Below are 23049 nucleotides of genomic sequence, written 5' to 3'. Positions count from 1 at the left end.
TTAAGCCGGATGAGAAAGAGGCGGAATGTCCGTTACAGGCACAGGGCGATCACGGCCAGAGTGACACCAAGCCCGGAGAGACCCCAGCCGTACCATTGAGCAGCGTCGCTGCGCGTGTTGACCTTGCGGTCTGAGGGTGTCACGTAAATGATGTCGTTTTGCTGGATGTAATAATAAGGAGAAGTGAACAAATCCTTGCTGCGCAGGTCGATGCTGGCGATTTGACGGGTTCCGTTGGTTTCCCTGATTAACGTGACGTCCCGGTTGCCGTCAATATTAAGGTCTCCGGCCCGGCTGATGGCCTCAAGAATGGTTACGCGCTGGCCTTCAATAGTGTAGGTTCCGGGAGCATTGACTTCGCCCAGAACGGAAAATTTGAAGTTCATGATCTGAACATTGACGGAGGCATCCCGGATGTAGTCATTGTTCTTGAGAGTCGCGGCAATGTCGGAGGCCAGCTGGGAGCAGGTTTTGCCCGCAGCCTTCATTTTGCCGATGACGGGCAGGACGATGCAGCCCTGGGCATCCACCAGATATCCTTTGGGTTTGTTGCTGGAGGTGCCGCTGGCGGAACCGATTTCAGACATGGCAAAGGGGGCGGTGAGCTCCGGCTGCTTGCTGCTGACCGCGATATAGAGCTGGTCATCCTTCTGGATGGTCGTCTGGTAGTTTGCCTTGATGGTTTCTCTGGAGTTTCCGGAAACATCCTGGATATAGAGTACTTCCTTGGGGCTGACGCAGGAAGGCAGGAGAGCGGCTCCGGCCATGGCCAGGGAGCACAGAATGGCTTTATTGATGAGGTTGTTTGTATTCATTTGGTGAGGAAGGAGGAAACGTTGCTTTTAGGAGGAAAGATGATGCTAAAAACAGGGAAAGAGGCCATTCCGGCTCAAAGGATTTTCTTCCTTGCCCCGGAAGCACCACGGGAATGGCGTGATGCCCTCCATGCTTTCAATCTTCCGGAAGTTTGAAAGAAAAAGGCCGCTATATGTTCAGTCATCATTTTAAATTTGATGATTTTGATTTTTTTTGTTTGAAACAAGCAAGGATTTGAAAAAGGGGGATATATTTCCCCTCACATGGAAAAATCGGGAAAATAATCATCAATAATGAAAAGATACTGGCAGAAGCAGTACCGCCGGGTAAAATGCCGGGGAGTGGCCGCTGACTTGCCTGCACATGAAAGTCGTGACTGGTTAACGGATTGTAATTTCAATGCCATGAGGAAGAGCATTCTCAATTAGCGGATTAACTATCCGCTGGAAAAAACCATGTATTGCACAATGTCCTCGCACAATGATGGGTAAATGTCATAATTGATTGAAAATCAAATTATATTTATTATATATCATGAAATTTGAAATAAGCTCGGCCAAAAAACATTCACAGATATTCTCTATGATTTGCCAATCTGTTTTTTCCGCCTGTGAATCTGCGTAAATTCCTTTTTTTTAAAAAAATAGTTTGACAGCGGATAGTTAATCCGCCCGCAAAAAAAGAGTCCGAATTTTTCATCCGGTTTCTCACAGGTCATTACATTGACCAACAACGATTTATACTTATTCAGCATACTGTTCGTTAAGAGCTTCCACGATTCCCCTGGAAGCTTCTGGAATGTTGATACCCGGGCCGAAGATAGCCACAACTCCGTTTTCCTTCAGGAAGTCATAGTCCCGGACGGGAATAACACCGCCACAGAAAACCAAGATGTCCAGAACGTCTCTTTTTGGTTTCGTTCCAGTTTTTTATGGGATACGGGCATGCCCGTATCCCGGAGTTCGCTTTCCAGGTCTGCAGGAATGGAACAGCCGCGTGTGGAAACGAGAATACGATCCGCCATCTGATCCACAAAGACACCGGGGATTCCATCCCCTGCCCCGTCCATGACCCGGAACATATCCGTATCCGGCGGAATCAATTCCCTGTTGCGTTCCACGCAATGATGATCATTTCTCTCTACGGCAGAGCAAAGAGTAACGGATGAAGAACGTTCCCGCAATGTCAAAGAAGCAGGAGCCTTATTTCCTCCGGAGCAAGAGTTCCGCCAGGAAAAAACGGTCACCCGGACGGCCCAGTTTTCTCAAATCGGATGATTACAAAAAATTGCCTGCAAGGCAGAACCTTGCAGGCAACAACATTTTTAACTGCCGGAAAAGAGATTCTCAAGCTCTTCGGCGGCGAGCCATCAGGGCCACCAGCCCCAGCAGGCTCAGGGACGCCGTGGCCGGTTCCGGAACGCTGGCTGTTTCTCCGGAAATAGCCAGAGCATTGAACGTAGGCGTGTGGGCGGAACCCGGAGTATTCACCGTCAGAATAATTTCGCCATCTTCATTGGCAATAACGTCACTAATGGTGTACCCCGTGGGAGTCCGGGCCTGAATTGTCTGAGAGTTCGCACCTATGGAAGGATCCGCGCTGCCGTAGGTATTGGAAGTCACCAGGGAATTCCAGGCACCGGCCCCCTCAAGCGGACACCCGGTAACAAGGGCAATCTGGTAGGAAGCACCAGCCACCAGACCGGAAATAGTCAGGGAAAGAGAAGCTCCTTTGGGGCCGGAGATAAAGGTCTGCCAAGAGTTTCCGAAAGAAATCTGGTTTTCCATGAAAGAATCCAATCCCTGTGTATCAAAAGAAGTTCCGGAGGAAACCCAGTCCCCAGAAGCGGCGGAAGAAGCAGAACCCAGATTCGCGGAAGAGGATGCCGTAGCCAGGGTTGCAACAAATCCTGAACCGGAATCGGTTACAGAAACAGTCTTGGCAGGAGTTTCCGGAAGCAGAGAACTGTTAAAATCAAATAATACAGTAGCAGCACTCGCGGAAAGCGCGGATACCACAGCCAACATGGAAATAGAGGCGATTCTTCTCATAAATAGCAGGTAAACAGCAACTGATTTCAGTAAGTAACGGATTTGAAATTCGCTGGATGTTTCATAACTCATGAAAAAATGTCGAACGGCACATTTTTTTTAATAGATATTTAGGCTAATAATAAATAATCAAATGGATATGAAAAATAATCATTGAAATTGATTCGGTTTTATTGATTTGCGGTGCAGGGGCGGTCTTTTCTCAGGTAAAAAAGGGAATTCCTGGCGATACTCTTCCAGAGTGGCAAAAGTGTTTAAAAACCGTATTTCCGGTCCGTAAGCCGGCAATTCCTGTTTTGAGGGAAGCGGATTCGGGCAATTCTTTTTCTTCCCTGTTTAGCCTTGAGTTTGGGGCGAAGAATTGCTAGAATAGAAACAGGTATGGCATTGGATATGCAGGAACGTCATGCATTTGAGCATGAAGAGGGGCGTTCCCCTGTTTGGATTGGAATGGCATGGGGTGCCGTGTCTTTGTTGGGGGGGGTGGCTCTTCTGGCTGCTATGCTGACATTTGATGTGCGGGAAATAGGCTGGAGTTATTTAAATGGCTCCGGGCTGGTTATACCGGGTACCTCCAATGTGCTGGGAACGGCGGGATTATATGGTGCAGGAATTTTTTATTGGATGCTGGGAGGCATGGCCTGGATGCTGGTTATCCTGTTGGAGTGGTGGGGGCTTTACCGCCTGCTCCACCATGGAAGGCTGCCCCGAAGCGTGGTTTACGGCGGTTTGTTCCTGTTGTTGTTCGGATGCCTGTTTCTGACGGCCGGGCATGTGCCGGGGAATGAATGGGTGGCGCGCCACCAGATTCAGGGCGCCGGGGGGCTGGCGGGCCATTTGCTGGGAACTGGTCTGTTTCTTCCGTTGGCCGGGAGATCCGCTGTGCTGGCGTTTTCCGGGCTGGGCTATTTGCTGGCCTTGGTTTATGCCGCCGGGATGCGTCCCCGGCCGTTTTGCCGGGCCATGCTGCGGGAATGGCGTGCCTGGCGTATGAACAGGAAGGAAAAAAAACTGGCGCGACAGACCGCTCTGCTTGCCAGGGAAGCTGCCCGCGTGAGGGCCAGCATGGAAGATGCCGCTTTGTCCGCTCCCAGGCCGGTTAGAAAGGGCCGGGCTTCCGTTCCCCGTCTGCAGCGCACCGGGGACGATCTGGAAAGTTTGTATCATGAAGCGGCGGCGGTTGCTCCGTCCAAGCCGGAGGATTCTGTTCCGCCTCCCAGCGCCCCGCGAACCCAGGGCCGCCTTCCCCTGGCTCCGCGCCCCAGGATTACCGTTGCGGAACCGGCGGAAATGAAGCCCGCGCCCAAAGAGCAGCCTTTTTCCAAATTGTCCACTCCTCCCACGGAGGAATTCCGCGAGTATGAGCTGCCTCCCTTTGAACTGCTGCATTATGAAGAAAAGCCGGAAGGCCCTACGGCAGAGGACAAGGAAGAAATGCTGGAAATACAGCAGAAGATTATTGATACCCTGACGACATTCCGCGTGGACGTGACGCCTGGGGATATTACCCGAGGCCCGACCATCACCCGTTATGAAGTGTATCCCGCGCGCGGCGTGCGCGTAAATACTTTTGACCAGTATGCGAAGGATATTGCGCTGGCGACCAAGGCGGAAAGCGTGAACATCGTGGCCCCCATTCCGGGCAAGGATACGGTAGGTATTGAAATCGTCAACCGGAAGAAGGTGGCCGTTCCCCTGCGGGAACTTTTGCAGGATCCCGCTTTTTGTTCCCCCAAGAAAAAGATTCCGCTGGCGCTGGGGAAGGACGTGTATGGACGTACCGTGATCGGGGACTTGGCGTCCATGCCGCACCTGTTGGTGGCCGGCGCCACCGGATCCGGAAAATCCGTGTGCATTAACAGCATTATTTCCTCCATGCTCCTGAAATTCCGTCCGGATGAACTGAGGCTTATTCTGGTGGATCCGAAAGTGGTGGAAATGCAGCCTTATTCCAAGCTGCCGCATCTGATTGTTCCGGTGGTGACGGATCCCAAGAAAGTTCCCAATGCCCTGCGTTGGTGCGTGAATGAAATGGAGCACCGCTATCATTGCTTTGCCAAGGTGGGTGTGCGAAACTTTGAAGCTTTCAACAAGCGCCCGCCGGATGTTCCTGCGCAAGAGACGGAGGAACCGGAAGACGGGCAGGTGGATGAATCTTTGGCGGAATCCATTGCCAGAGACCTGGAATCCCAGGGGGAATGGCCTGTGGAAGAAGATGATGAACTGGATCTGGAGGACGACGGAGTTATTCCTGAACGCTTCCCCTACATCGTCATTATTATTGACGAACTTGCGGACCTGATGCAGACAGTAGGAGCGGACATAGAAACGAATATTGGACGTCTTACCCAAAAGGCCCGTGCCGCAGGCATCCACCTTATTGTGGCGACGCAGACGCCAAGAAGGCAGGTGGTGACGGGGACGATCAAGGCCAATATCCCGACGCGCATCGCTTTCCAGGTGGCGAGCGGTACGGATAGCCGTGTGATTCTGGACAGGCAGGGGGCGGAAAAACTGGTGGGCAAGGGAGACCTTCTGTATTTGCCGCCGGGTTCCGCCCAGGTGGAGCGGGCGCAGGGAGCCTTTATCTCTGACGATGAAGTGGAAGCCCTGGTGGCCCACTGTGCTTCCCAGGCCAAGCAGAAATTCCATGAAGAGGTTCAGAAGTCCCTGGACGAGCCTTCCCGCGGAGGTGCGGACAGTCCGCTGGATGACGCGGAAGAGGAATGCTATGCCAAGTGCCTGGAAGTGGCTGTTGTGGAACGTAAGGTAAGCACCTCCCTGCTGCAGCGGCGTTTGAGCATTGGATACGGCCGTGCAGCGCGCATGATGGATTTGCTGGAATCCCGCGGCATTATTGCCCCGGCGGATAATACCAACCGTCCACGCAAGGTGCTGGTGGAATGAAACGATGAAAAAACTCCCCATGAGACGAATTGTTTCCCTACCTGTTCTGGCGGCGTTTGTGGTGCTGGGGGCCTCCTGTTCCCAGCAGGTGCAGCAGCCCGTTAAGAAAGCAGTCCCTCCCCCCGTATATGTGGGCAAGGTGGAGCAGGTGTATCCTAATCATCATTATGTGCTGATTGCTCTGGCCGGGAATGTTTATGAACCGGGAACCGTGCTTATCTCCCAATCTCCGGGCCGGGAAGAAAAATGCAGAGTCGCCAACCTGATTGTGACGGAGGAGCGAATGGGGCGTGCGCGCATTCCTGCGGATATCCGCAGTGGCGCTGTGGAGGCGGGGGACCTGGTGTTCCTGTATCGGAACCTGGCTGTTCCGGAAAGTACCGGAAAGATGGATGAGCAGAAGCCGGTCAGCCCTGAACCGGAAACGGATGAAGACAGCAAGGTTGTTGCTCCGCCGATTGCCCCGGACGGCGGCAGGACGGCGGACGGGCTGATGCCTCTGCCCGGGGAGCAGCCTGTTCCGGCCTCTGCGGATCAGGAGCGGATTTCCCGAGAGCGGGAGAAAATACTCCGGGAGTTGGAAAGCGTTCCGGACAGGCTGGAAGAACCGTGGAGCAGGACTTTCTCCGGAAAACCGGTGGAAAGATAACCGGATGCGGAGGTATCCGCAATGTTTCCCAGGGCGGGAAGGAGCTCCTGAAGATGAGGCCAGGTATTGGGAATTCAGATATCAGTTTCTTTGAAACGGACGGATGACCTGTTCCAGTATTCCTGATAAACCCGATCCTCCTGTCCATCCAGATTCAACTGGTACAGGCGGAAAGTGACCGGAATATTTTTGGGTTGCCACAGCTCTTCATAGGAATATTGGTAGCGCATGCCCAGCTGTTTCATGACGCCTCCGCTGCGGGGATTCCTGATATCGTGTGTGGCCGTGATGTAGGGCATGCCGTCTTTCTTCAACCGGGCGACAACAGCCCTGGCCGCCTCCGTGGCAAAGCCTCTGTGCCAGAACTCCTGAAGCAATCCGTAGCCGAGGTCATGGCTGTCGTCCGTGCCTGCGTGGATATACCCTGCCGGGAGGTTGCTGTTTTTCGGGCAGATGGCGTAATGATACCCGTAAGGCCGTTTGTACACTTCCCGGTACTTTTCTTTGAACAGGGACGCCGCTTCTTCCAGGGAGGTTAATGGAAACCACGGCAAATACGTGTTTACCTCTTCATTGCTGTAAATATTGAACAGGGCCTCCAGATCATTTTCCGTGAATTTTCTCAGTATTAATCTCTCGGTTTCCAATAAGGGGGTATTGGCGGAATTCATGGATGGAGCTTAAGGTTTTTTTCCGTTTAATTTTACTATTTACACAAGGGGTGTCAAATGATCCGGTTCATGCTTAGGCCTGATGTTGCGGTACGGGTTCCTGCCTGTTTCCCGGGATGCCGTTTTGCTGCCGGCGCGTATGGGGGGGACAGCAGAAGCGTGCATGGCAACAGTTTTCCCAAATGGGGAAACTGCCGTATGTTTTTCCGGATATGTCTATTTTTTAGATTCATTCAATATTTGCTTGTTTTTTCACGGCGTCTTATTAGGATGCTTTCGCTTACGCAACCAGATGACTAATTTATGAAATCCATCAAAGGAACAGAAACAGAAAAGAATCTTCTCAAGGCTTTTGCCGGGGAGTCAGAAGCGCGCAACCGCTACACCTACTTTGCCGGCGTAGCCAAGAAGGCCGGGTACGAACAGATTGCCGCTATCTTTCTGGAAACGGCCGACAATGAGAAGGAACATGCCAAGGTATTTTTCAAACTGCTGAAAGACGCTTGCGTTGAAGTAACGCACGCCGTCTGCACGGCTCCCCTGGAATCTACGGAGGATTGTCTGCTGGCCGCAGCCGCCGGCGAGCATGACGAATGGTCCGACATGTATCCTGCGTTTGCCGAAGTAGCGGACAGGGAAGGATTCCCCGCCATTGCGGAAACTTTCCGCAAGATTGCCTCCGTGGAGCAGCACCATGAAGCCCGCTACCTCAAGCTGGCTGAAAATGTGCGCGAAGGCAGGGTTTTTGCCAAGGAGAAGGAAATCCAGTGGAAGTGCCGCAACTGCGGTTATGTACATACCGGTTCCACTGCCCCCAAGGTATGTCCGGCCTGTGCACATCCCCAGGCATTCTTTGAAGAATTGGCGGACAATTTTTAATAACTTTTTATCCAGAGATATGGTTGAGGCCGGTTTCACGAGCTGATCGTGCAATCGGCCCTCTTTTTGGACTACGGACGCCTTACGCTGATGGACAGGGAACGAACGGATGCGGCTTGGGAAAAATATGGACGCAGCCTCTGGAATGTTGCCGGAAGCTACGGGTTGGGCATCGCCCTGATGCTGATTCTTCTGGCACTGACTTTTGCCGGAACGCTGTACCAGGTGAGGCTGTCTTCCTCCATGGGGTCGGAGGCTGCCATAGAGTCTTTTTTCGGGGCGGCGTATGTGCTGATACCGCTGGGCGGGGAGAACTCCCTGATTTCCCTGCCTCTGCCCGGCATGGGCATTACCTGCGTCCTACTGTTCATCAACCTGCTCATAGGCGGGATGTTCCGCATCCGGTGGACCTGGAGGCACGCGGGCGTGCTGGTGGCTCATGGTGGTATTTTGCTGCTGCTGGCAGGCATCATGCTGGGCAACAAAATGACGGTGGCTGTGGAACAGGTGGAACTGCCCCAGGGGGACCGGGTGCACGAATCTTCCCTTCCGTTTGATTTGCGCCTGAACCGCTTTGTGCCGGAGTTTTATCCGGGAACTTCCAAACCTAAATCCTATGAATCCCAGGTAACCGTCTTCCCGGAATCCGGCGGTCAGTATGACGCCGTTATTCGCATGAACGAGCCTCTGCGCCTTTCCGGCTGGACGCTGTACCAGATGAGCTGGGGTCAGGATTCCCTGCATCTGGGCAGGCTTATCTCCATTCTCCGCGCTTCCCATAATCCCCTGGAGCAGATGCCCAAATGGTCCTCCTACATCATCGCTGCAGGGTTGCTGTGGCATTTTGGCTGTGTTTTCGGCAGATACCTGCGCCGCAAACCCAGGCTTGCGGCTGCCGAATCGGAGGTGAAGGAGGAACCGCAGGCTGCTTCCGCCTCCGGCGGAAAAAAACGTCTGCGCCTGGCAGGCATTTGCCTGCTGGTAGCGGCCATCTTCGGCATCGGCATGCTGGCGGCGCGGCCTGCCGTCCATCCGGTTCTGGTGGAACATTATGTGCCCTGGTCTTCCTTTTTGGTGGAACGGGCCGGTGCCATGGCCGTTCAGGACGGCGGCCGCCTGAAACCTGTTTCTACTTATGCGGGTTTCCATCTGCTCCGGACGCTGGGTAAAAGAAGCTTGGTGATTGATACGCCGGAAGGGAAAAGGAAGCTCTCCCCAGTGGAATGGATGCTGGACAGCATGTTCCGTCCGGAGCTGGCGGAACAATACCCTGTTTTTCTGGTCAATCGAGAAGAGGTGGTCAGGCGCCTGCACCTGCCGGACCAGAAAGACAAGCGGAAAAAATACTCTTATGCGCAGCTTGCGGAACGCTGGGAGGAAATGACCCGTGCCGTCCGGGAAATCCGGTTGCTGGGAGAAACTAATCTGACAGAAGCCCAGAAGGAAATTCTGTCCCTTGCCCGCAACTTTGACGTGGTGCGGGGTTGGATGCTTGGCTCCCGAATCATGCTGGAAGACCCCGCCGCCATGGAACGGATGGAATTCCCGCGCTGGTTTCCTGCTGTCGGCCGTGATGGAGAACGCCTGTGGACGGCTGCCCCGGACAAAGCTGCCGGAGCCTTTTTGGCAATGGCGTCCCTGCTGGAACGCAAGGCAGTTGGCATGGCAGGGGCGGAGGCTTCCGCACTGCGGATGAAAGCGGAAGGCCTGCTGCTGGAAAAGCTGGTTCAGCCCAATGAAGCCGCCTCCGCCGGAGAGCGGCACGGCCTGGAAAGAGAAATTTTCTACTATCGTCTGGATCCGCTTTATGTTTCCCTGGCTGTCTTTGTGGCGGCGTTCGTGTGCCTGCTGCTCTGCGCGCTTTTCCGCCCGGTCGCCAACGCTCCCCTCTGGCGGCGTTTTCTCCGGCCCGGAGGTTTCAGCCTGGCGTGGCTGACAGGCGCGGGCGGAGCCGGAGTGCTGGCTGCGGCATTGCTCATCCGCGTGCTCATCACCATGAGGTCCCCGGTGGGCAATACGTATGAAACCATCGCTTTCATCGCCTGCATGGGGGTGCTCTGCGCTCTTGTGGTGGAACTTTTCAGTAAAAAGGGAATCGTATTGGCGGCGGGGCTTTTGCTTGGGGCTTTCTCCTGTCAGATGGGGATTTTGTATGAATCCTCCCAGGCTGTGGACCATATGGATCCCCTGGTGGCCATCCTGCGCTCCAACTTCCTGCTTTCCACCCATGTCATTACCATTGTGCTGGGGTACGCGGCCGGGTTGCTGGCGGCGGTGCTCTCCCATATATACCTCCTGGCTTCCCCCCTGCGCCTGATCGGCGGAAAAACGGAACAATCCCTGGACCGCATGGCTTACGGCATCTTGTGTTTTTCCCTGGTGTTTACGCTGGTGGGAACGGTTTTTGGGGGTATTTGGGGCAATGAATCCTGGGGGCGCTTCTGGGGCTGGGATCCCAAGGAAAACGGAGCGTTGATGATTGTTCTGTGGCAATTGACCGTATTGCATGCCCGGAAAGCCGGATGGCTGTCTTCCTGGCTGCTCCACTTCAGCAATGTGGTGGGCGGCGTTATCATTGCCTTTGCCTGGTGGGGCGTCAATATGCTGGGAGTGGGGTTGCACTCCTACGGGTTCACCTCCGGTCGGGATGCGTTAGACATGTTCTATGGGGCCGAGGCTGTATTGTGCGTCCTCTTCATTATCCTGCATTACCGTGCTCTCCGGCGTGTGGACATCAGGTAGGGAAACAGGTTTCAGAGATAATTCGCAAGCATATTCCCGGAAAGGAACAGGAAATTTTCACCTGCCTTCTTTTCTTTTTCCGGAATTTGCGGTGTCCGGAGTTTACTGATACGGAGAACAAGGAGATGAAAACGCATTTTTCTCATTTTCTCCTTGCCGGGTCCGGTTTTCCGGTATATATTCCCGCCACCTCATGCACGGATAGCTCAGTGGTAGAGCGGCTGTCTTACACACAGTTGGTCGGGGGTTCGAATCCCTCTCCGTGTACCATCAATAAACCCTGCGAGTTCAAAGGCTTGCGGGGTTTTCTTTTGAGATGGTTTATCATGATGCTGTATGCCGGGTTCCGTTCCCTTTTTGAATGTTTCTACTTCCCTTTTTCATTTTTCCTGAAGTGTTGTTTAACATTCCGGGTTTGCTGATAAAAAACGGCTGCCGCGCCTTTTGGCGGGGCAGCCTGTATTGGGAAGCGGTTCCTGAATAAGGAACGAATCTAGGCGCCGAAATCAAGGGTTTTAGGCTCGCGGCTCCAGACGCGGTGCTGTTTCATGGCCGTGATGAAGGAGGGCATCAGGGATTTGGTGTCCTTCGGCATGAGCAGTCCGGCATCATCCATATCCTGGGGCAGGGAGGCTGCCTCAAGCATGGCTCTGGCGTTGCCGGGCAGTCCGATGGCTTTCAGGTGCCTGTAGGCCTGGCGCAAATGATACTTGGCATCTCCGTCTTTCAGGAGCGCTGCGATGCTTTGTTCCCCTTCCGGGACGATGACGGAGTCAAACAGGACGGAAGGAGTGCCGGACAGAGTCCCGTTAACCGGCAGACTTTCCCCTTCTTCCGTTGTTACGCTTCCCATGTGCGGGGCAATGATTTGGGGATGGATACCTTCTTCATGCAGGGCGTCGCAGATTTCTTTCACGGATTTCAGGCTGACGCCGTCCGCTGCCAGTAAAGAGACGCGGAGGCCTTTAAGGTTTCCGTCCGTATGGGCGTACAAGCTCAATGACGGATCTTTTTCCAGTCCGCAGACGGGCCTGGGCAGTTCCCTGCCGAGTTGTTCCCTGGTGAGTTCAATTCCCAGGTTGCGGGCCACTCCGCTTGCCAGGTCCGGATCAATGCGCGTCAGAAGGTCCACCACGCGTTCCCGGATATAGGGGCGCGTCACCTTCCCCAGCTCAAAACTGAACGCGTTGATGATATGCTCCTGTTCCACGGGAGTTTGACTCATCCAGAACAGCCGCGGGTGGGAATAGTATTCCGCGAAGGAGGGGCTCCGCAGACGTTCCTTGACACCGCTTACCGTCTGGGGGCTGGTGGTGAAGCCGCCTTTCTCCGGGGGAGTTTCTCTCGGCCAGTTGTTCCCGATGGAATTGGGATCATAGTTGGCCGGAGAGGCGTCTATCTGCATACGGTGAAAGCCGTCCCTCTGGTTGTTGTGGAAGGGGCAAATGGGGCGGTTGATGGGAATTTCCGTGAAATTGGCTCCTCCCAGCCGGTGCCGCTGGGTATCGCTGTAAGAGAAAATACGGCCCTGGAGCAGAGGATCGTCGGAAAAGTCAATGCCCGGCACGATATTGGCGGGGCAGAAGGCTGCCTGTTCCGTTTCCGCAAAGAAGTTGTCCGGGTTGCGGTTCAGCACCATTTTCCCGACGATTTCCACGGGAACCAGTGCTTCAGGAATGAGCTTGGTAGGGTCCAGAATATCGAAGTCGAATTGGTCTGCGTCCTCTTCCGGGATGAGCTGCAGCCCCAGCTCGTATTCCGGATAATCTCCGGCTTCAATGGATTGCCAGAGATCCTTGCGGTGGAAGTCAGGATCGCGTCCTGTCAATACCTGGGCTTCATCCCACACCAGGGATTTTTTCCCGTACAGCGGTTTCCAGTGGAAACGGACGAAAGTGCTTTTTCCTTCTTCATTGACCAGCTTGTACGTATGAATGCCGAACCCTTCCATCGTACGGAAGCTTCTGGGGATGCCGCGGTCCGACATGGCCCACATGACATTGTGCAGAGTTTCCGGCTGCAGGGAGACGTAGTCCCAGAAAGAATCATGGGCCGTCTGTCCCTGGGGCATTTCATTGTGGGGTTCCGGTTTGACGGCATGGACGAAATCCGGAAATTTGATGGCATCCTGAATGAAGAAGACGGGCGTGTTATTGCCTACCAGATCATAGTTGCCTTCCTTGGTATAGAATTTGGTGGCCCAACCGCGGATATCCCTTACTGTATCCGGAGATCCTCTGAAGCCCTGCACGGTGGAAAAACGCACAAAGACCGGGGTTTTTTCTCCCGGATCCTGCAGAAAAGCCGCTTTGGTGTACTTGGAAAGGGATTTATACACCTGAAAATAACCATGTGCCCCGGAACCTCTTGCGTGAACCACGCGTTCCGGTATCCGCTCCTGGTCAAAATGAGCCATTTTCTCCAGAAAGTGGAAGTCCTCAAGCAGAGATGGGCCTCTGCTTCCTGCTTTAAGTGTGTTTTGATCATCGGATATTTTAATTCCCAGGTTGCTTGTGAGGGCCTGTCCCATGCCGTTGGAGCGCATGGCATCCAACGCCCTGATTTTTTCCGTAGCGTTATCCGGCATTTTCATGGAACCGGGCGCGGAAGGTTCCGCATTGGGCGGCGTAGGTTTCGGAGTGGGTTTGATTATCTCCGGATCAATCGTATCCGTATAATGGGGAGCGGCTTCTTTTCCGTTGGGAAAAGGGGCGATGTTGTTTTCCATGGGCGGTTTCTTTTTTTTCATTGGCTTGTTCATGAGGGACCGAATTTTTCTATGTGGGTAATAGTTCGACTTCCCTTTTTCCGGGGATGTTCCGCCCTGTTTTGTCATCAGTATTTCTCCGGATCTGATGAAAAATTTTTTATAGAAACTGGTATTTAATATTTTATGGGATAAAGAACGGGCTGTGTGGAGAGGGCTTTTTGATTGGCATGTCTGTGATCTCTGTATCCCATGTTTCATTGTTGGCAGGGAGAAGCGGAGATAACCGGGATATGGCCGCGGGCTGGCAGAAAACAGTCGATTTCCTTTCTGAGCGGTGTTTCCTGCATCTGGAGCCGAAGGGAGAAACGGAACCGCGTTGCCGGAACGGCAGGGCAGGGACAGCTTTGCGTACATGAAATGGAACGGAGCTTCCACAAATTTTCATAGACGAGGGGAATAAATAGGTTATGATTTTTATGTCAATCGGGTATTGGAGAGAAGGCCCGCGCCGTCCGGCGCGAGACGGTTTTTCCGGTATGGAACCTTTTTCCTGTTAATTTAAAGTAATGACGGTGCAAGAAATAGCTGAACAGAGTTTGAAGAACCTTCTGGCTTCGCTGGGGTTTTCCGCGGATATCGAAGTAACGGAGACGGACGGCATCGTGTGCCTGAATATTGCTTCTCCGGATTCACAGTACATCATTGGGGGGGACGGGGACAGGCTGGATGACCTTCAGTACCTGGTCAACCGCATGATCCAGCGCAAGATGGAGAATGCTCCCCGCGTGAAGGTGGATTGCGACCATTACCGGGAGCGCAACGAAGCCCGCCTGCTGGAAAAGGCCCGTTCCCTGGCCGAACGCGTCCAGGAGAGCGGCAGGCCGATGAAGATGCCGCCGTTGAATGCCTACCACCGCCGCCTGGTGCATAATGCCCTTCAGTCCATGGAAGGAATTGTGACGGAGTCCGAAGACGGAGACAGCCGTTACAAGCGCATTACCATCAGAAAGGGCTGATGGATGGCAGTTTATTCATGAGGGCTTTAGCGGTCATTGCGTTTTTGGCGCTGGCGTTTCCGGGACGTGCGGAAATGGATGCCCTTTCCGTCTCCTGTTCTGCGGCTCCCTCCCTTCCCTCCCCTGTTCTGGTTGTGTACGGTTCAGAGGAACCCGGTTCAGCGGAAGCCCGTTGGTTGAAAGCTCTCCAGCCGGGCACGGAAGAACGCCGCGCGCTGGATGAATATGTGCGTGACGTGCAGTTTGTCACGGTTCCCAGACATCCTTCCGTGAAGGATTGGGAAGAAGACGGCAGCCTGTCCCGTGCGGCGATGCATGGTGTGCGCATGCTGCCTTCCGTGGTTTTTCTTGACTCCAAGGGACGTGTATTCGACTTGGTGGAAGGAGGGGCCTCTGCAGCTTCCCTACGGGAAAAAGTGTCCCTGCTTGCGGAAAAAGCGCAGCGCGTGCGGCCGGTGACGCGGGTGAATGATATTCCGAAGGGCGGGGACCCTGCGGCAGAAGCCTCCGCCATTTGCCGGGAGCTGGAACAGGTGCCTCCGGAAGCCTGGTTCCGGGATTATCCTGGCACCATGAAGCGTCTGGAAAAATTGAACTGTACGGTTCCGGCTTTTCTGAACGCCCGGGAGGTGGCCCTTCGTCTGGAGAAAAACAGGAAAACGGCTGAATTGCTTGGCGAGTCTTTCCGGGCCAGCAAAGCTTCTTCCATACGAACATGCCTGGAAGCATGGCGTGCCTGCGCGGATGACCCCTCGTTATCCGTGGAGGAGCGCCAGTTAATTCTGCTCTCCATGGTGCATCCCCTCTGGGTGCGGCTGGAAGAGGTTCTGTACCGGGAAGCCCACACTCCGGAAAGCGAGGATGCCTTCAACCAGGCGGTTGCGGTTTTGGAAGAGGTCCGGGACATGAACCGTTCCAGCGTTTGCGGCAGACGGGCGCACCAGCTCAGGGAAGAGCTGAGAAGAGCCCGTCTGGCGGCTGCGCGGTATGATTGATGTGTCTTTCCTGAGTTGCCGGAAATGGACAGGAAGGCCCCCCTGCTTCCGTCACGGAATCAAGGGATGCGTTTTCCTCCGTGATTCCTCTTTCCACAGGAAGGACCGGGCAAATTGGCTTGATTTTGCCCCTGTCCGGGGCTAGTCTTCGAACCGTTATGACAGATTCATCCATCCCGGACATGATGGCGGAGGCTCGCCGAGGCCAATGGACTGACCAGCAACTGGCCGCCAAGGCTGTGGAACTGGCGGAGTCCATTTTAAAGCAGTCGAATGCCGGGATGAGAGGGAAAGAGAAGAGGCAGGCGCAGCAAATGGAGCGTATGATGAATGATCCGGCGGGCAAGGCGTTTACGCTGGCGCTGGCGGATCGGGTGTTCCGTCCTTCTTCTCCGGCGCGGGGCGCGGAGTTGTTCCGCTATCTTCTGGACGGATATGGCGTTCCCCGTTATTTGTCTGCGGCCGACCGTTTCGCCATGAAGATGGGGGGGAGATTTTCCGCTCAATTTCCGGGTGTGGTCATTCCCGTGATTACCAGCCAGTTGAGAAAGGAGAGCTCCAATGTAATTCTTCCTGCCGAGGATGGAAAACTGCGCCCCCACCTGCGCCGCAGGCGCAAGGGCGGCATCCGGATGAACATCAACCAGTTAGGGGAGGCCATTCTGGGTGAAAGCGAGGCGCACCACCGTCTTCAGCAGGTCGTGGACCGGCTGACAGACAAGGACTGTGACTATATTTCCGTCAAGATTTCAGCCATTTTCAGCCAGATTCATCTGGTAGCCTTTGAAGAAACCGTCAAATTGATTCAGGAGCGTCTGCGCATCCTGTACCGGGCGGCCATTACCAATGCGGTAACGTTGCCGGACGGTTCCAGAAAGCCCAAGTTCGTGAATCTGGATATGGAGGAATACCGTGATCTTCATCTGACGGCGGAAGCGTTCAAACGTACGTTGATGGAGGATGAATTCATGCATCTGGAGGCGGGAATTGTGCTCCAGGCCTATTTGCCGGATTCCTGGGAGGAGCAAATGAAGCTGTGCGCCTGGGCGAAGGAACGCGTGGAGCAGGGGGGAGCGCGCATCAAAATACGCCTGGTGAAAGGCGCCAACCTGGCGATGGAGAAGGTGGAGGCCTCCATGCATGGCTGGGCGCAGGCCCCATATGGCACGAAAGCCCAGGTGGATGCCAATTACAAGAGAATGCTCCATTACGGCTGCATGCCGGATAATGCCAGATATGTGCAGTTCGGCGTGGCTTCCCACAACCTGTTTGATTTGTGTTATGCCATGCTGTTGCGTGAGCGGGAAGGCGTGCGTGACCAGGTGGAATTCGAAATGCTGGAAGGGATGGCGAACCATCAGGCGCGGGTCATCCGCCAGGCGGCGGACGGTTTGCTCCTTTATGCCCCCGTGGTTCTGAAGGAAGACTTTCACAGCGCCATTGCCTACCTGGTGCGGAGGCTGGATGAAAATACCAGTGAGGAGAACTTCCTGCATGATCTCTTCGGCATGACGCCGGGGTCCCGGAGCTGGGAGGTCCAGAAAAAGAGGTTTTTGAAGGCCTGTCAGGAAAAGGATGAGGTGAAGTACGGACCCAACCGCACGCAGAACCGCGCTGCGGACCCCATTCAGCCTTCACATTACCGGGATGCCTTTGCCAACGAGCGGGATACGGACTGGTCTCTGAGGCAGAATGCGGAATGGATCAACGGGATGATTGCCGCGGAGAAGGAAAAATCCGGCGAGGAAATCCCTCTGGTTATAGATGGTGAGGAAATTACGACTAATCTGTGGGGCGTGGGGCGCGATCCGTCCCGCCATAATGAAGTTTCCTATAAATTCGCTTATGCGGACTTTGACCAGGTTGAACATGCCTTGGTCACGGCGGACAGGGCCCGTTCCTCCTGGGCGTCCAAAAGCATTGGCGAACGCGCTGAAATCCTGCACCGGGCGGCGCAGGAGCTGTCCAGAATCAGGGGGGAAGCTATTGCTGCCATGGTGAGGGATGCCGGGAAGGCTCCCACGGAGGCTGATGTGGAGGTGAGCGAGGCCATAGACTTCTGCCGCTATTACGCGGAAGGCCTGGACCGCGACGGAATGAACGACGGCGTGGAAATGTCCCCGCTGGGTACTATTTGCGTAATGTCTCCCTGGAATTTCCCCTTCGCCATTCCGACGGGCGGTGTAGCTGCCGCCCTGATGGCGGGAAATGCCGTGGTGTTCAAACCGTCTGAACTGGCCGTTTATACGGCTTGGCAGATTGTACAGGCGTTCTGGCGCGCCGGTGTGCCTAAAAACGTCCTTCAATTCGTGCCGATGCCGCGCAATGAAATTTCCCGCAAGTTTTTGATGGACCCCCGCTTGAACGGCGTGATCATGACGGGATCCTTCCGCACCGGGAAAATGTTGCGCGAACTGCGGCCTGACCTGCATGTGCTGGCTGAAACCAGCGGAAAGGATGCCATGATCATCACCGCTACGGCTGATCCGGATCAGGCTGTAAAGGATTTGGTGAAAAGCGCTTTCGGTCATTCCGGACAGAAGTGTTCCGCCGCCAGCGTGGCTATTGTGGAGGCTTCCGTTTATGACAATCCCGCCTTTTTGCGTCAGTTGAAGGATGCCGCCGCCAGCCTGAAGGTAGGCGGGTCCTGGGAAGTCAACTCCGTGGTGACGCCGCTCATCAGGGAGCCGGAAGGGAATCTGCTCCGTGCGCTGACGCAGCTGGAACCCGGGGAGGAATGGCTGCTCAAGCCGGAACCTTCGGAAGACAACCCGTGCCTCTGGTCTCCCGGCATCCGGCTGGGGGTGAAACCGGGAAGCTGGTTCCATCAGACGGAATGCTTCGGTCCGGTATTGGGAATCATCCGTGCGGAAAACCTGGAGGAAGCCATTGACATCCAGAACGACTCCGAATTTGGCCTTACCGGCGGCCTTCAGTCCCTGGATGAACGGGAAATTGCCTTGTGGAAAACTAAAGTGCAGGTGGGCAACGCGTACATCAACCGTGTCATCACCGGCGCCATTGTCCGCCGCCAGCCGTTCGGTGGGTGGAACCATTCCTCCATGGGGCCTGGAGCCAAGGCCGGAGGTCCCAACTACCTTACCATGCTGGGAAGTTGGGAGGAAAAGGCGCTGCCCCAAAAGCTGCGTACGCCGGGTGAACGTATCTCCGGACTGGTGGAAAAACTGTGTTCCGAGCTGCCGGACTGCGCCAAGCGCATCCGTTCTGCGGCCGGGTCCCAGGCCAAGTGGTGGATGGAGGAATTCGGCGTGGAACATGATCCCTCCCGTGTTTACGGAGAAAATAATACCTTCCGCTATATCCCGGTGAAGGGAATTCTGGCCCGTGTGGAAAACATGTCCGACGATAACGTCGCCATTCTGCTGCTGGGGGCGAAACTGTGCGGGGTGCTCCTGCACCTGAGCATAGGGACGAGCCGCCCTTGGGTTCAGAAAATGCATGGTTACTATGCTTCCCTGACGGTGGAAACGGAAGCGGAATTGATCGTCCGGATGCCGGAAGCGCTTCAAGGCGTACGGTTCCTGCGTGGAACAGATATTTCCGAGGCTCTGGCCAATGCCGCCCGTGCCCGGGATGTGGAAGTACTGGACCGTCCCGTGCTTGCCAATGGGCGGTTGGAGCTGCTGGGTTATTTCCGGGAACAGGCTGTTTCCGAAACCGTTCACCGCTACGGCAATCTCATCCCGCCGCCGGGCAGTTTTAAAACAGACAGCGTGTGAAGGGTAGGGAAGGCCTGAATCCCGGCTTCCGGGTATCTTAGCCATAAAAATGAAGGGAAATCCTCCTGCCGGTTCAAAAGGAAAACATGGGTGTTGGGGGTGTTTCCCTTTCGTTTCGGAATAGCTCTTCACCGAAAGGAGAGGGGGGAAAGTTTCACTTGCAAGGAGGGAAGAGGAGTATCCTGTTGAATGAAATATGAACTTCGCCGAATGAGAAAATTTTCACCAGGCCTCACGGTGAACAATTCCGGTGGGGCGGGAAAAGGTTCCATGATCCTTATGGAGGAAGAGGCGTGGAAGTCTGCAGGAAGCGCAGGCTTTCCCGAAGAGCTTTCCCCTGTTGCCGGGGGAGGGATTGGGTGCTTTTTGCTTCTTTTCTCCATTTAATGATAGAACGTTTCCGGGAAACGGGTATATTATCAGGAACGTTTGCGATGACGCGGCGCTGTTTTTTCCACGTAACCATGAACACCAACCAATCATTGAATTCCCGCGGCAGCCACATCGTCTGGGTGGATTTTCTGCGTATCCTGGCCTGCTTCCTCGTTGTCCTGGCCCATTGCTGTGATCCGTTCGTTGGAAGTTTTGACGGTTCCTTCAACTTTAAATCCGCTGTCTTCTGGGGAAGTCTGGTACGGCCGTGCGTGCCTTTGTTTGCCATGATCTCCGGAGTGTTGCTCTTTCCCGTCACCTTGGAAATGGGCGCTTTTTACTCCAGGCGCCTCAAGAGGGTGCTGGTTCCGCTCATTGTCTGGTCACTGGCGCTTCCCTTGCTCTACTTCGGATACTTTGCCGCAGGCGTTCAAACGGCCAGCCCCAATATCGTGATGGACACTTATACATGGAGCGCCACCGTCGGCAAGCTGTATACCTTCTTCTTCAACTTCAATTATGATACCACGCCCCTGTGGTACGTATACATGCTGGTGGGCCTGTACCTCTTCATGCCCATCATGAGCGCGTGGCTGACGCAAGCCAGGAGGAAGGATGTGAAAATCTTCCTGGGCATCTGGATATTCAGCATGACTCTCCCCTACATCCAGATGCTTGCTCCGGCACTGGGGTATGAGGGCAATTACGGCAATATGGGTATTCTGGGTGTTTGCGATTGGAATCCGTATGGTATGTTTTATAACTTTTCCGGATTCCTGGGATACATGGTGCTGGCGCATTACCTGACCAAATACCCGCTGGCCTGGAGTTGGAAAAAAACGCTGTCCATTACTATTCCCCTCTTTTTGATTGGTTTTGCCGTTACGTTCTTCGGCTTTCTGGAAACGCAGAAGCACTTCCCCGGTCAATATTCCAAGCTGGAAGTGCTCTGGTATTTCTCCGGAATCAATGTATTTCTGATGACCTTTGCCATCTTTACCATCGTCAGCCGGCTCAGAATCAAGGCTGGTCCAGTGCTGAGCAAGGTGGCGGCGCTTACTTTCGGCGTGTATCTGTGCCACTTCTTCTTTGTCCAGTGCTCCTATGACTTCGTGAACTTCATCGGGCTGGGAAGGCTGCCCTCCGCCGTAAAAATTCCGTTGATGGCCTGTCTGGCCTCCGCTGTCTCCGCGGCGTTGGTATGGCTGTTGAGCCTGAACAGGTGGACGCGCAAAAGCATCATGTAAACCGCAGATATTTTTCGCAGGTCGCTTCGGGGACACGGCAGTACCGGGATGTCTCTTCTTTTGTGGAAAAGAGAATGAAACGGTTTCCGGGGAGAGGCCTGCAAAATTCTGGACGGGAAAGAGGGAACAGGCTAGGATGTCCCAGCATCGTGTACAGGCCTAGGTTGCCGGAGATGCGGGCTTTTTAACGCATGAAAAGCTCCTTTCCCGGTCTCCCTTCCGCCGACCCCAAGCTCACAGAAAATTCCCGGGACACCGGCGATTTTCGTAATCCGTTGGGGTTCTAATCTTGACAACTATCATCTCTTTTTCACGGCCTGGAATCTTTGTACCTCCCATGGGAGGTTGGCGCAAAACACCCGTTGCACTGTTGATAATCAAACCATAGACGTTCAGGAGTCGCACTCTCACGAGTGCGTGGATTGAAACGGGAAATTTTAGCCGAATTGGGGATAGATGCGGGTCGCACTCTCACGAGTGCGTGGATTGAAACCACGTGCCATGAACACGGATTGTTCACCGGGCTTGTCGCACTCTCACGAGTGCGTGGATTGAAACTTTGCTACGACGGCGACGCCGCCGGGACAATAGGTCGCACTCTCACGAGTGCGTGGATTGAAACTTTCCGTCCGCGGCTTTATCGCCTTTCACCGCCCCGTCGCACTCTCACGAGTGCGTGGATTGAAACTGGTAAGGTTCCCACTGTTGAAGGAATCGTTTATGTCGCACTCTCACGAGTGCGTGGATTGAAACGCCCCGCGATGAAAATCGTGTGGGATATGGGCCGGTCGCACTCTCACGAGTGCGTGGATTGAAACTTCCCGAAGAGAGCCGGATGCCGGGGTAGTGCGGTCGCACTCTCACGAGTGCGTGGATTGAAACATCAGTTCGACGATTGCCACGGCTATATCCAGCAGTCGCACTCTCACGAGTGCGTGGATTGAAACTCTTGCCCTGCGGAAGTTTGGCGTTAAGGGCATCAGTCGCACTCTCACGAGTGCGTGGATTGAAACCTGTACGAGGAAGCCGACCGTTTCAAGGACTTCCGTCGCACTCTCACGAGTGCGTGGATTGAAACCCGTCGTCGGTGGCGAAAGCGTAATCAAGGATGAGTCGCACTCTCACGAGTGCGTGGATTGAAACCGCCCGGTTTGATTATGAAAAAGGCGCGGCGTATGTCGCACTCTCACGAGTGCGTGGATTGAAACTTTCAGCATGGTCCGGGTGCGGGCTTCCGTCTGCGTCGCACTCTCACGAGTGCGTGGATTGAAACCCCTCGTATGACGACATGCTTGAAGGCCCCTCCTGTCGCACTCTCACGAGTGCGTGGATTGAAACCAGGAGTTTAGATGCGCCCTGTAGCTAGTGTTTGGTCGCACTCTCACGAGTGCGTGGATTGAAACCATTCTGGTACGGCTCTTCTATATCTGGGCGCATGGTCGCACTCTCACGAGTGCGTGGATTGAAACGTTACGGAAATTACAAACATGCTTGACCCGACCAGTCGCACTCTCACGAGTGCGTGGATTGAAACATCGTGGATGCTCCGTATATATTGTCGTACACAGGTCGCACTCTCACGAGTGCGTGGATTGAAACCGGTTCTTCCTGGGTGACTATCCCCCAAACCAGCGTCGCACTCTCACGAGTGCGTGGATTGAAACTGGATATTACGTTTGACAATGAGCGCGATGCGGCGTCGCACTCTCACGAGTGCGTGGATTGAAACCACGTCGAGAAGAGCGGGGATCATGACGTCGACTAGTCGCACTCTCACGAGTGCGTGGATTGAAACTCCATCTCCTGGGCTACCAGCCGCGCCCGGGCTTCGTCGCACTCTCACGAGTGCGTGGATTGAAACGATGTACAGAACGAGGGTTAGGCCATCGTACTTAGTCGCACTCTCACGAGTGCGTGGATTGAAACCTGATCAAAGTGAACTGGGATGCCTACACCGACCGTCGCACTCTCACGAGTGCGTGGATTGAAACCGGGCGAAATACGCAGGAAGAATTTACGGGGCTCGTCGCACTCTCACGAGTGCGTGGATTGAAACCTCTACGCTCTCGCCTGTGTCGACCCCGATGTAGGTCGCACTCTCACGAGTGCGTGGATTGAAACACCGTCCAGCCCATCCAGGTGGGACCGGGCGAACGTCGCACTCTCACGAGTGCGTGGATTGAAACTGGATGGTCACCTTCGGCAACCCGCGCCCTACGAGTCGCACTCTCACGAGTGCGTGGATTGAAACATG

14 protein-coding genes, 1 tRNA gene and 1 CRISPR repeat array are annotated in these 23049 nt (G+C 54.5%); of the genes, 10 read left to right on the top strand and 5 right to left on the bottom strand.

Annotation, left to right across the window (positions count from 1 at the left end; all coding sequences use genetic code 11):
• Positions 1–32: 32 nt before the first annotated feature.
• From BHW66_RS00775 to BHW66_RS00765, 3 genes are all read right to left on the bottom strand, one after another.
• The gene (locus BHW66_RS00775; protein WP_046435196.1) at positions 33–815 is read right to left on the bottom strand and encodes a polysaccharide biosynthesis/export family protein; all 783 of its coding nucleotides are present in this window, start codon (positions 813–815) and stop codon (positions 33–35) included.
• Between the two features lie 842 nt (positions 816–1657).
• Positions 1658–1936 (bottom strand): hypothetical protein, encoded by a 279-nt coding sequence (locus tag BHW66_RS00770; RefSeq protein WP_180974637.1) that lies wholly within the window; start codon positions 1934–1936, stop codon positions 1658–1660.
• Positions 1937–2162: 226 nt separating this feature from the next.
• On the bottom strand, positions 2163–2603 hold the full coding sequence (locus BHW66_RS00765) for a PEP-CTERM sorting domain-containing protein (RefSeq protein ID WP_215833514.1): 441 nt from the start codon (positions 2601–2603) through the stop codon (positions 2163–2165).
• On the opposite strand from BHW66_RS00765, the gene BHW66_RS00760 reads away from it, so the two are divergent.
• The 3 genes from BHW66_RS00760 to BHW66_RS00750 all read left to right on the top strand — a co-directional run bounded on the left by BHW66_RS00760 (position 2602) and on the right by BHW66_RS00750 (position 6423).
• On the top strand, positions 2602–2880 hold the full coding sequence (locus BHW66_RS00760; RefSeq protein ID WP_146021583.1) for a hypothetical protein: 279 nt from the start codon (positions 2602–2604) through the stop codon (positions 2878–2880). The genes BHW66_RS00765 and BHW66_RS00760 overlap by 2 nt on opposite strands.
• Before the next feature lie 437 nt (positions 2881–3317).
• A complete protein-coding gene (locus BHW66_RS00755; RefSeq protein ID WP_240451844.1) occupies positions 3318–5774 on the top strand; it encodes a DNA translocase FtsK in 2457 nt (818 codons plus the stop codon).
• A 19-nt stretch (positions 5775–5793) separates the two neighbouring features.
• Entirely contained in the window at positions 5794–6423 is a 630-nt protein-coding gene (locus tag BHW66_RS00750) for a hypothetical protein (RefSeq protein WP_128155320.1), read from the top strand.
• A 74-nt stretch (positions 6424–6497) separates the two neighbouring features.
• Here BHW66_RS00750 and BHW66_RS00745 read toward each other — a convergent pair whose 3' ends face one another.
• The gene (locus BHW66_RS00745) at positions 6498–7094 is read right to left on the bottom strand and encodes a GNAT family N-acetyltransferase (RefSeq protein WP_022197076.1); all 597 of its coding nucleotides are present in this window, start codon (positions 7092–7094) and stop codon (positions 6498–6500) included.
• Positions 7095–7397: 303 nt separating this feature from the next.
• Here BHW66_RS00745 and rbr point away from each other — a divergent pair, with 303 nt between their 5' ends.
• The 3 genes from rbr (at position 7398) to BHW66_RS00730 (ending at position 10985) form a co-directional block, all read left to right on the top strand.
• A complete protein-coding gene (gene rbr, locus BHW66_RS00740; protein ID WP_031931504.1) occupies positions 7398–7973 on the top strand; it encodes a rubrerythrin in 576 nt (191 codons plus the stop codon).
• 48 nt (positions 7974–8021) lie between these two features.
• Positions 8022–10715: a cytochrome c biogenesis protein CcsA gene (gene ccsA, locus BHW66_RS00735; RefSeq protein WP_215833510.1), complete on the top strand. Its 2694-nt coding sequence runs from the start codon at positions 8022–8024 to the stop codon at positions 10713–10715.
• 195 nt (positions 10716–10910) lie between these two features.
• A tRNA-Val gene (locus BHW66_RS00730) sits at positions 10911–10985 on the top strand.
• A gap of 223 nt (positions 10986–11208) precedes the next feature.
• Here the strand turns inward: BHW66_RS00730 and katE are convergent.
• Positions 11209–13476 (bottom strand): catalase HPII, encoded by a 2268-nt coding sequence (gene katE / locus BHW66_RS00725; protein WP_046434926.1) that lies wholly within the window; start codon positions 13474–13476, stop codon positions 11209–11211.
• 521 nt (positions 13477–13997) lie between these two features.
• Here katE and BHW66_RS00720 point away from each other — a divergent pair.
• The 4 genes from BHW66_RS00720 (at position 13998) to BHW66_RS00705 (ending at position 20795) form a co-directional block, all read left to right on the top strand.
• Positions 13998–14441 carry a R3H domain-containing nucleic acid-binding protein gene (locus tag BHW66_RS00720; RefSeq protein ID WP_215490280.1) on the top strand — a complete coding sequence of 148 codons (444 nt, stop codon included), beginning with the start codon at positions 13998–14000 and terminating at the stop codon, positions 14439–14441.
• A gap of 17 nt (positions 14442–14458) precedes the next feature.
• The gene (locus BHW66_RS00715; RefSeq protein WP_215490279.1) at positions 14459–15436 is read left to right on the top strand and encodes a hypothetical protein; all 978 of its coding nucleotides are present in this window, start codon (positions 14459–14461) and stop codon (positions 15434–15436) included.
• A 158-nt stretch (positions 15437–15594) separates the two neighbouring features.
• The gene (locus tag BHW66_RS00710; RefSeq protein WP_102758494.1) at positions 15595–19176 is read left to right on the top strand and encodes a bifunctional proline dehydrogenase/L-glutamate gamma-semialdehyde dehydrogenase; all 3582 of its coding nucleotides are present in this window, start codon (positions 15595–15597) and stop codon (positions 19174–19176) included.
• Positions 19177–19640: 464 nt separating this feature from the next.
• Entirely contained in the window at positions 19641–20795 is a 1155-nt protein-coding gene (locus BHW66_RS00705) for an acyltransferase (RefSeq protein ID WP_046435050.1), read from the top strand.
• A gap of 398 nt (positions 20796–21193) precedes the next feature.
• Positions 21194–23046: direct repeats of the CRISPR family, unit length 31 nt; unit sequence GTCGCACTCTCACGAGTGCGTGGATTGAAAC.
• Positions 23047–23049: the final 3 nt, after the last annotated feature.

The sequence above is a fragment of the Akkermansia sp. 54_46 genome (assembly GCF_001917295.1).
Classification (GTDB): Bacteria; Verrucomicrobiota; Verrucomicrobiia; order Verrucomicrobiales; family Akkermansiaceae; genus Akkermansia; species Akkermansia muciniphila.
Note: the sequence above shows the minus strand (reverse complement) of the source record. Positions and strands in the feature narration are given on the sequence as shown.

Bases quoted from the DNA above. Each gene is read 5' to 3' on its own strand.
- BHW66_RS00775 (WP_046435196.1), bottom strand. From the start codon at position 815: ATGAATACAAACAACCTCATCAATAAAGCCATTCTGTGCTCCCTGGCC.
- BHW66_RS00760 (WP_146021583.1), top strand. From the start codon at position 2,602: ATGAAAGAATCCAATCCCTGTGTATCAAAAGAAGTTCCGGAGGAAACC.
- BHW66_RS00765 (WP_215833514.1), bottom strand. From the start codon at position 2,603: ATGGAAAACCAGATTTCTTTCGGAAACTCTTGGCAGACCTTTATCTCC.
- BHW66_RS00755 (WP_240451844.1), top strand. From the start codon at position 3,318: ATGGCATGGGGTGCCGTGTCTTTGTTGGGGGGGGTGGCTCTTCTGGCT.
- BHW66_RS00750 (WP_128155320.1), top strand. From the start codon at position 5,794: ATGAGACGAATTGTTTCCCTACCTGTTCTGGCGGCGTTTGTGGTGCTG.
- BHW66_RS00745 (WP_022197076.1), bottom strand. From the start codon at position 7,094: ATGAATTCCGCCAATACCCCCTTATTGGAAACCGAGAGATTAATACTG.
- rbr (WP_031931504.1), top strand. From the start codon at position 7,398: ATGAAATCCATCAAAGGAACAGAAACAGAAAAGAATCTTCTCAAGGCT.
- katE (WP_046434926.1), bottom strand. From the start codon at position 13,476: ATGAACAAGCCAATGAAAAAAAAGAAACCGCCCATGGAAAACAACATC.
- BHW66_RS00715 (WP_215490279.1), top strand. From the start codon at position 14,459: ATGAGGGCTTTAGCGGTCATTGCGTTTTTGGCGCTGGCGTTTCCGGGA.
- BHW66_RS00710 (WP_102758494.1), top strand. From the start codon at position 15,595: ATGACAGATTCATCCATCCCGGACATGATGGCGGAGGCTCGCCGAGGC.
- BHW66_RS00705 (WP_046435050.1), top strand. From the start codon at position 19,641: ATGAACACCAACCAATCATTGAATTCCCGCGGCAGCCACATCGTCTGG.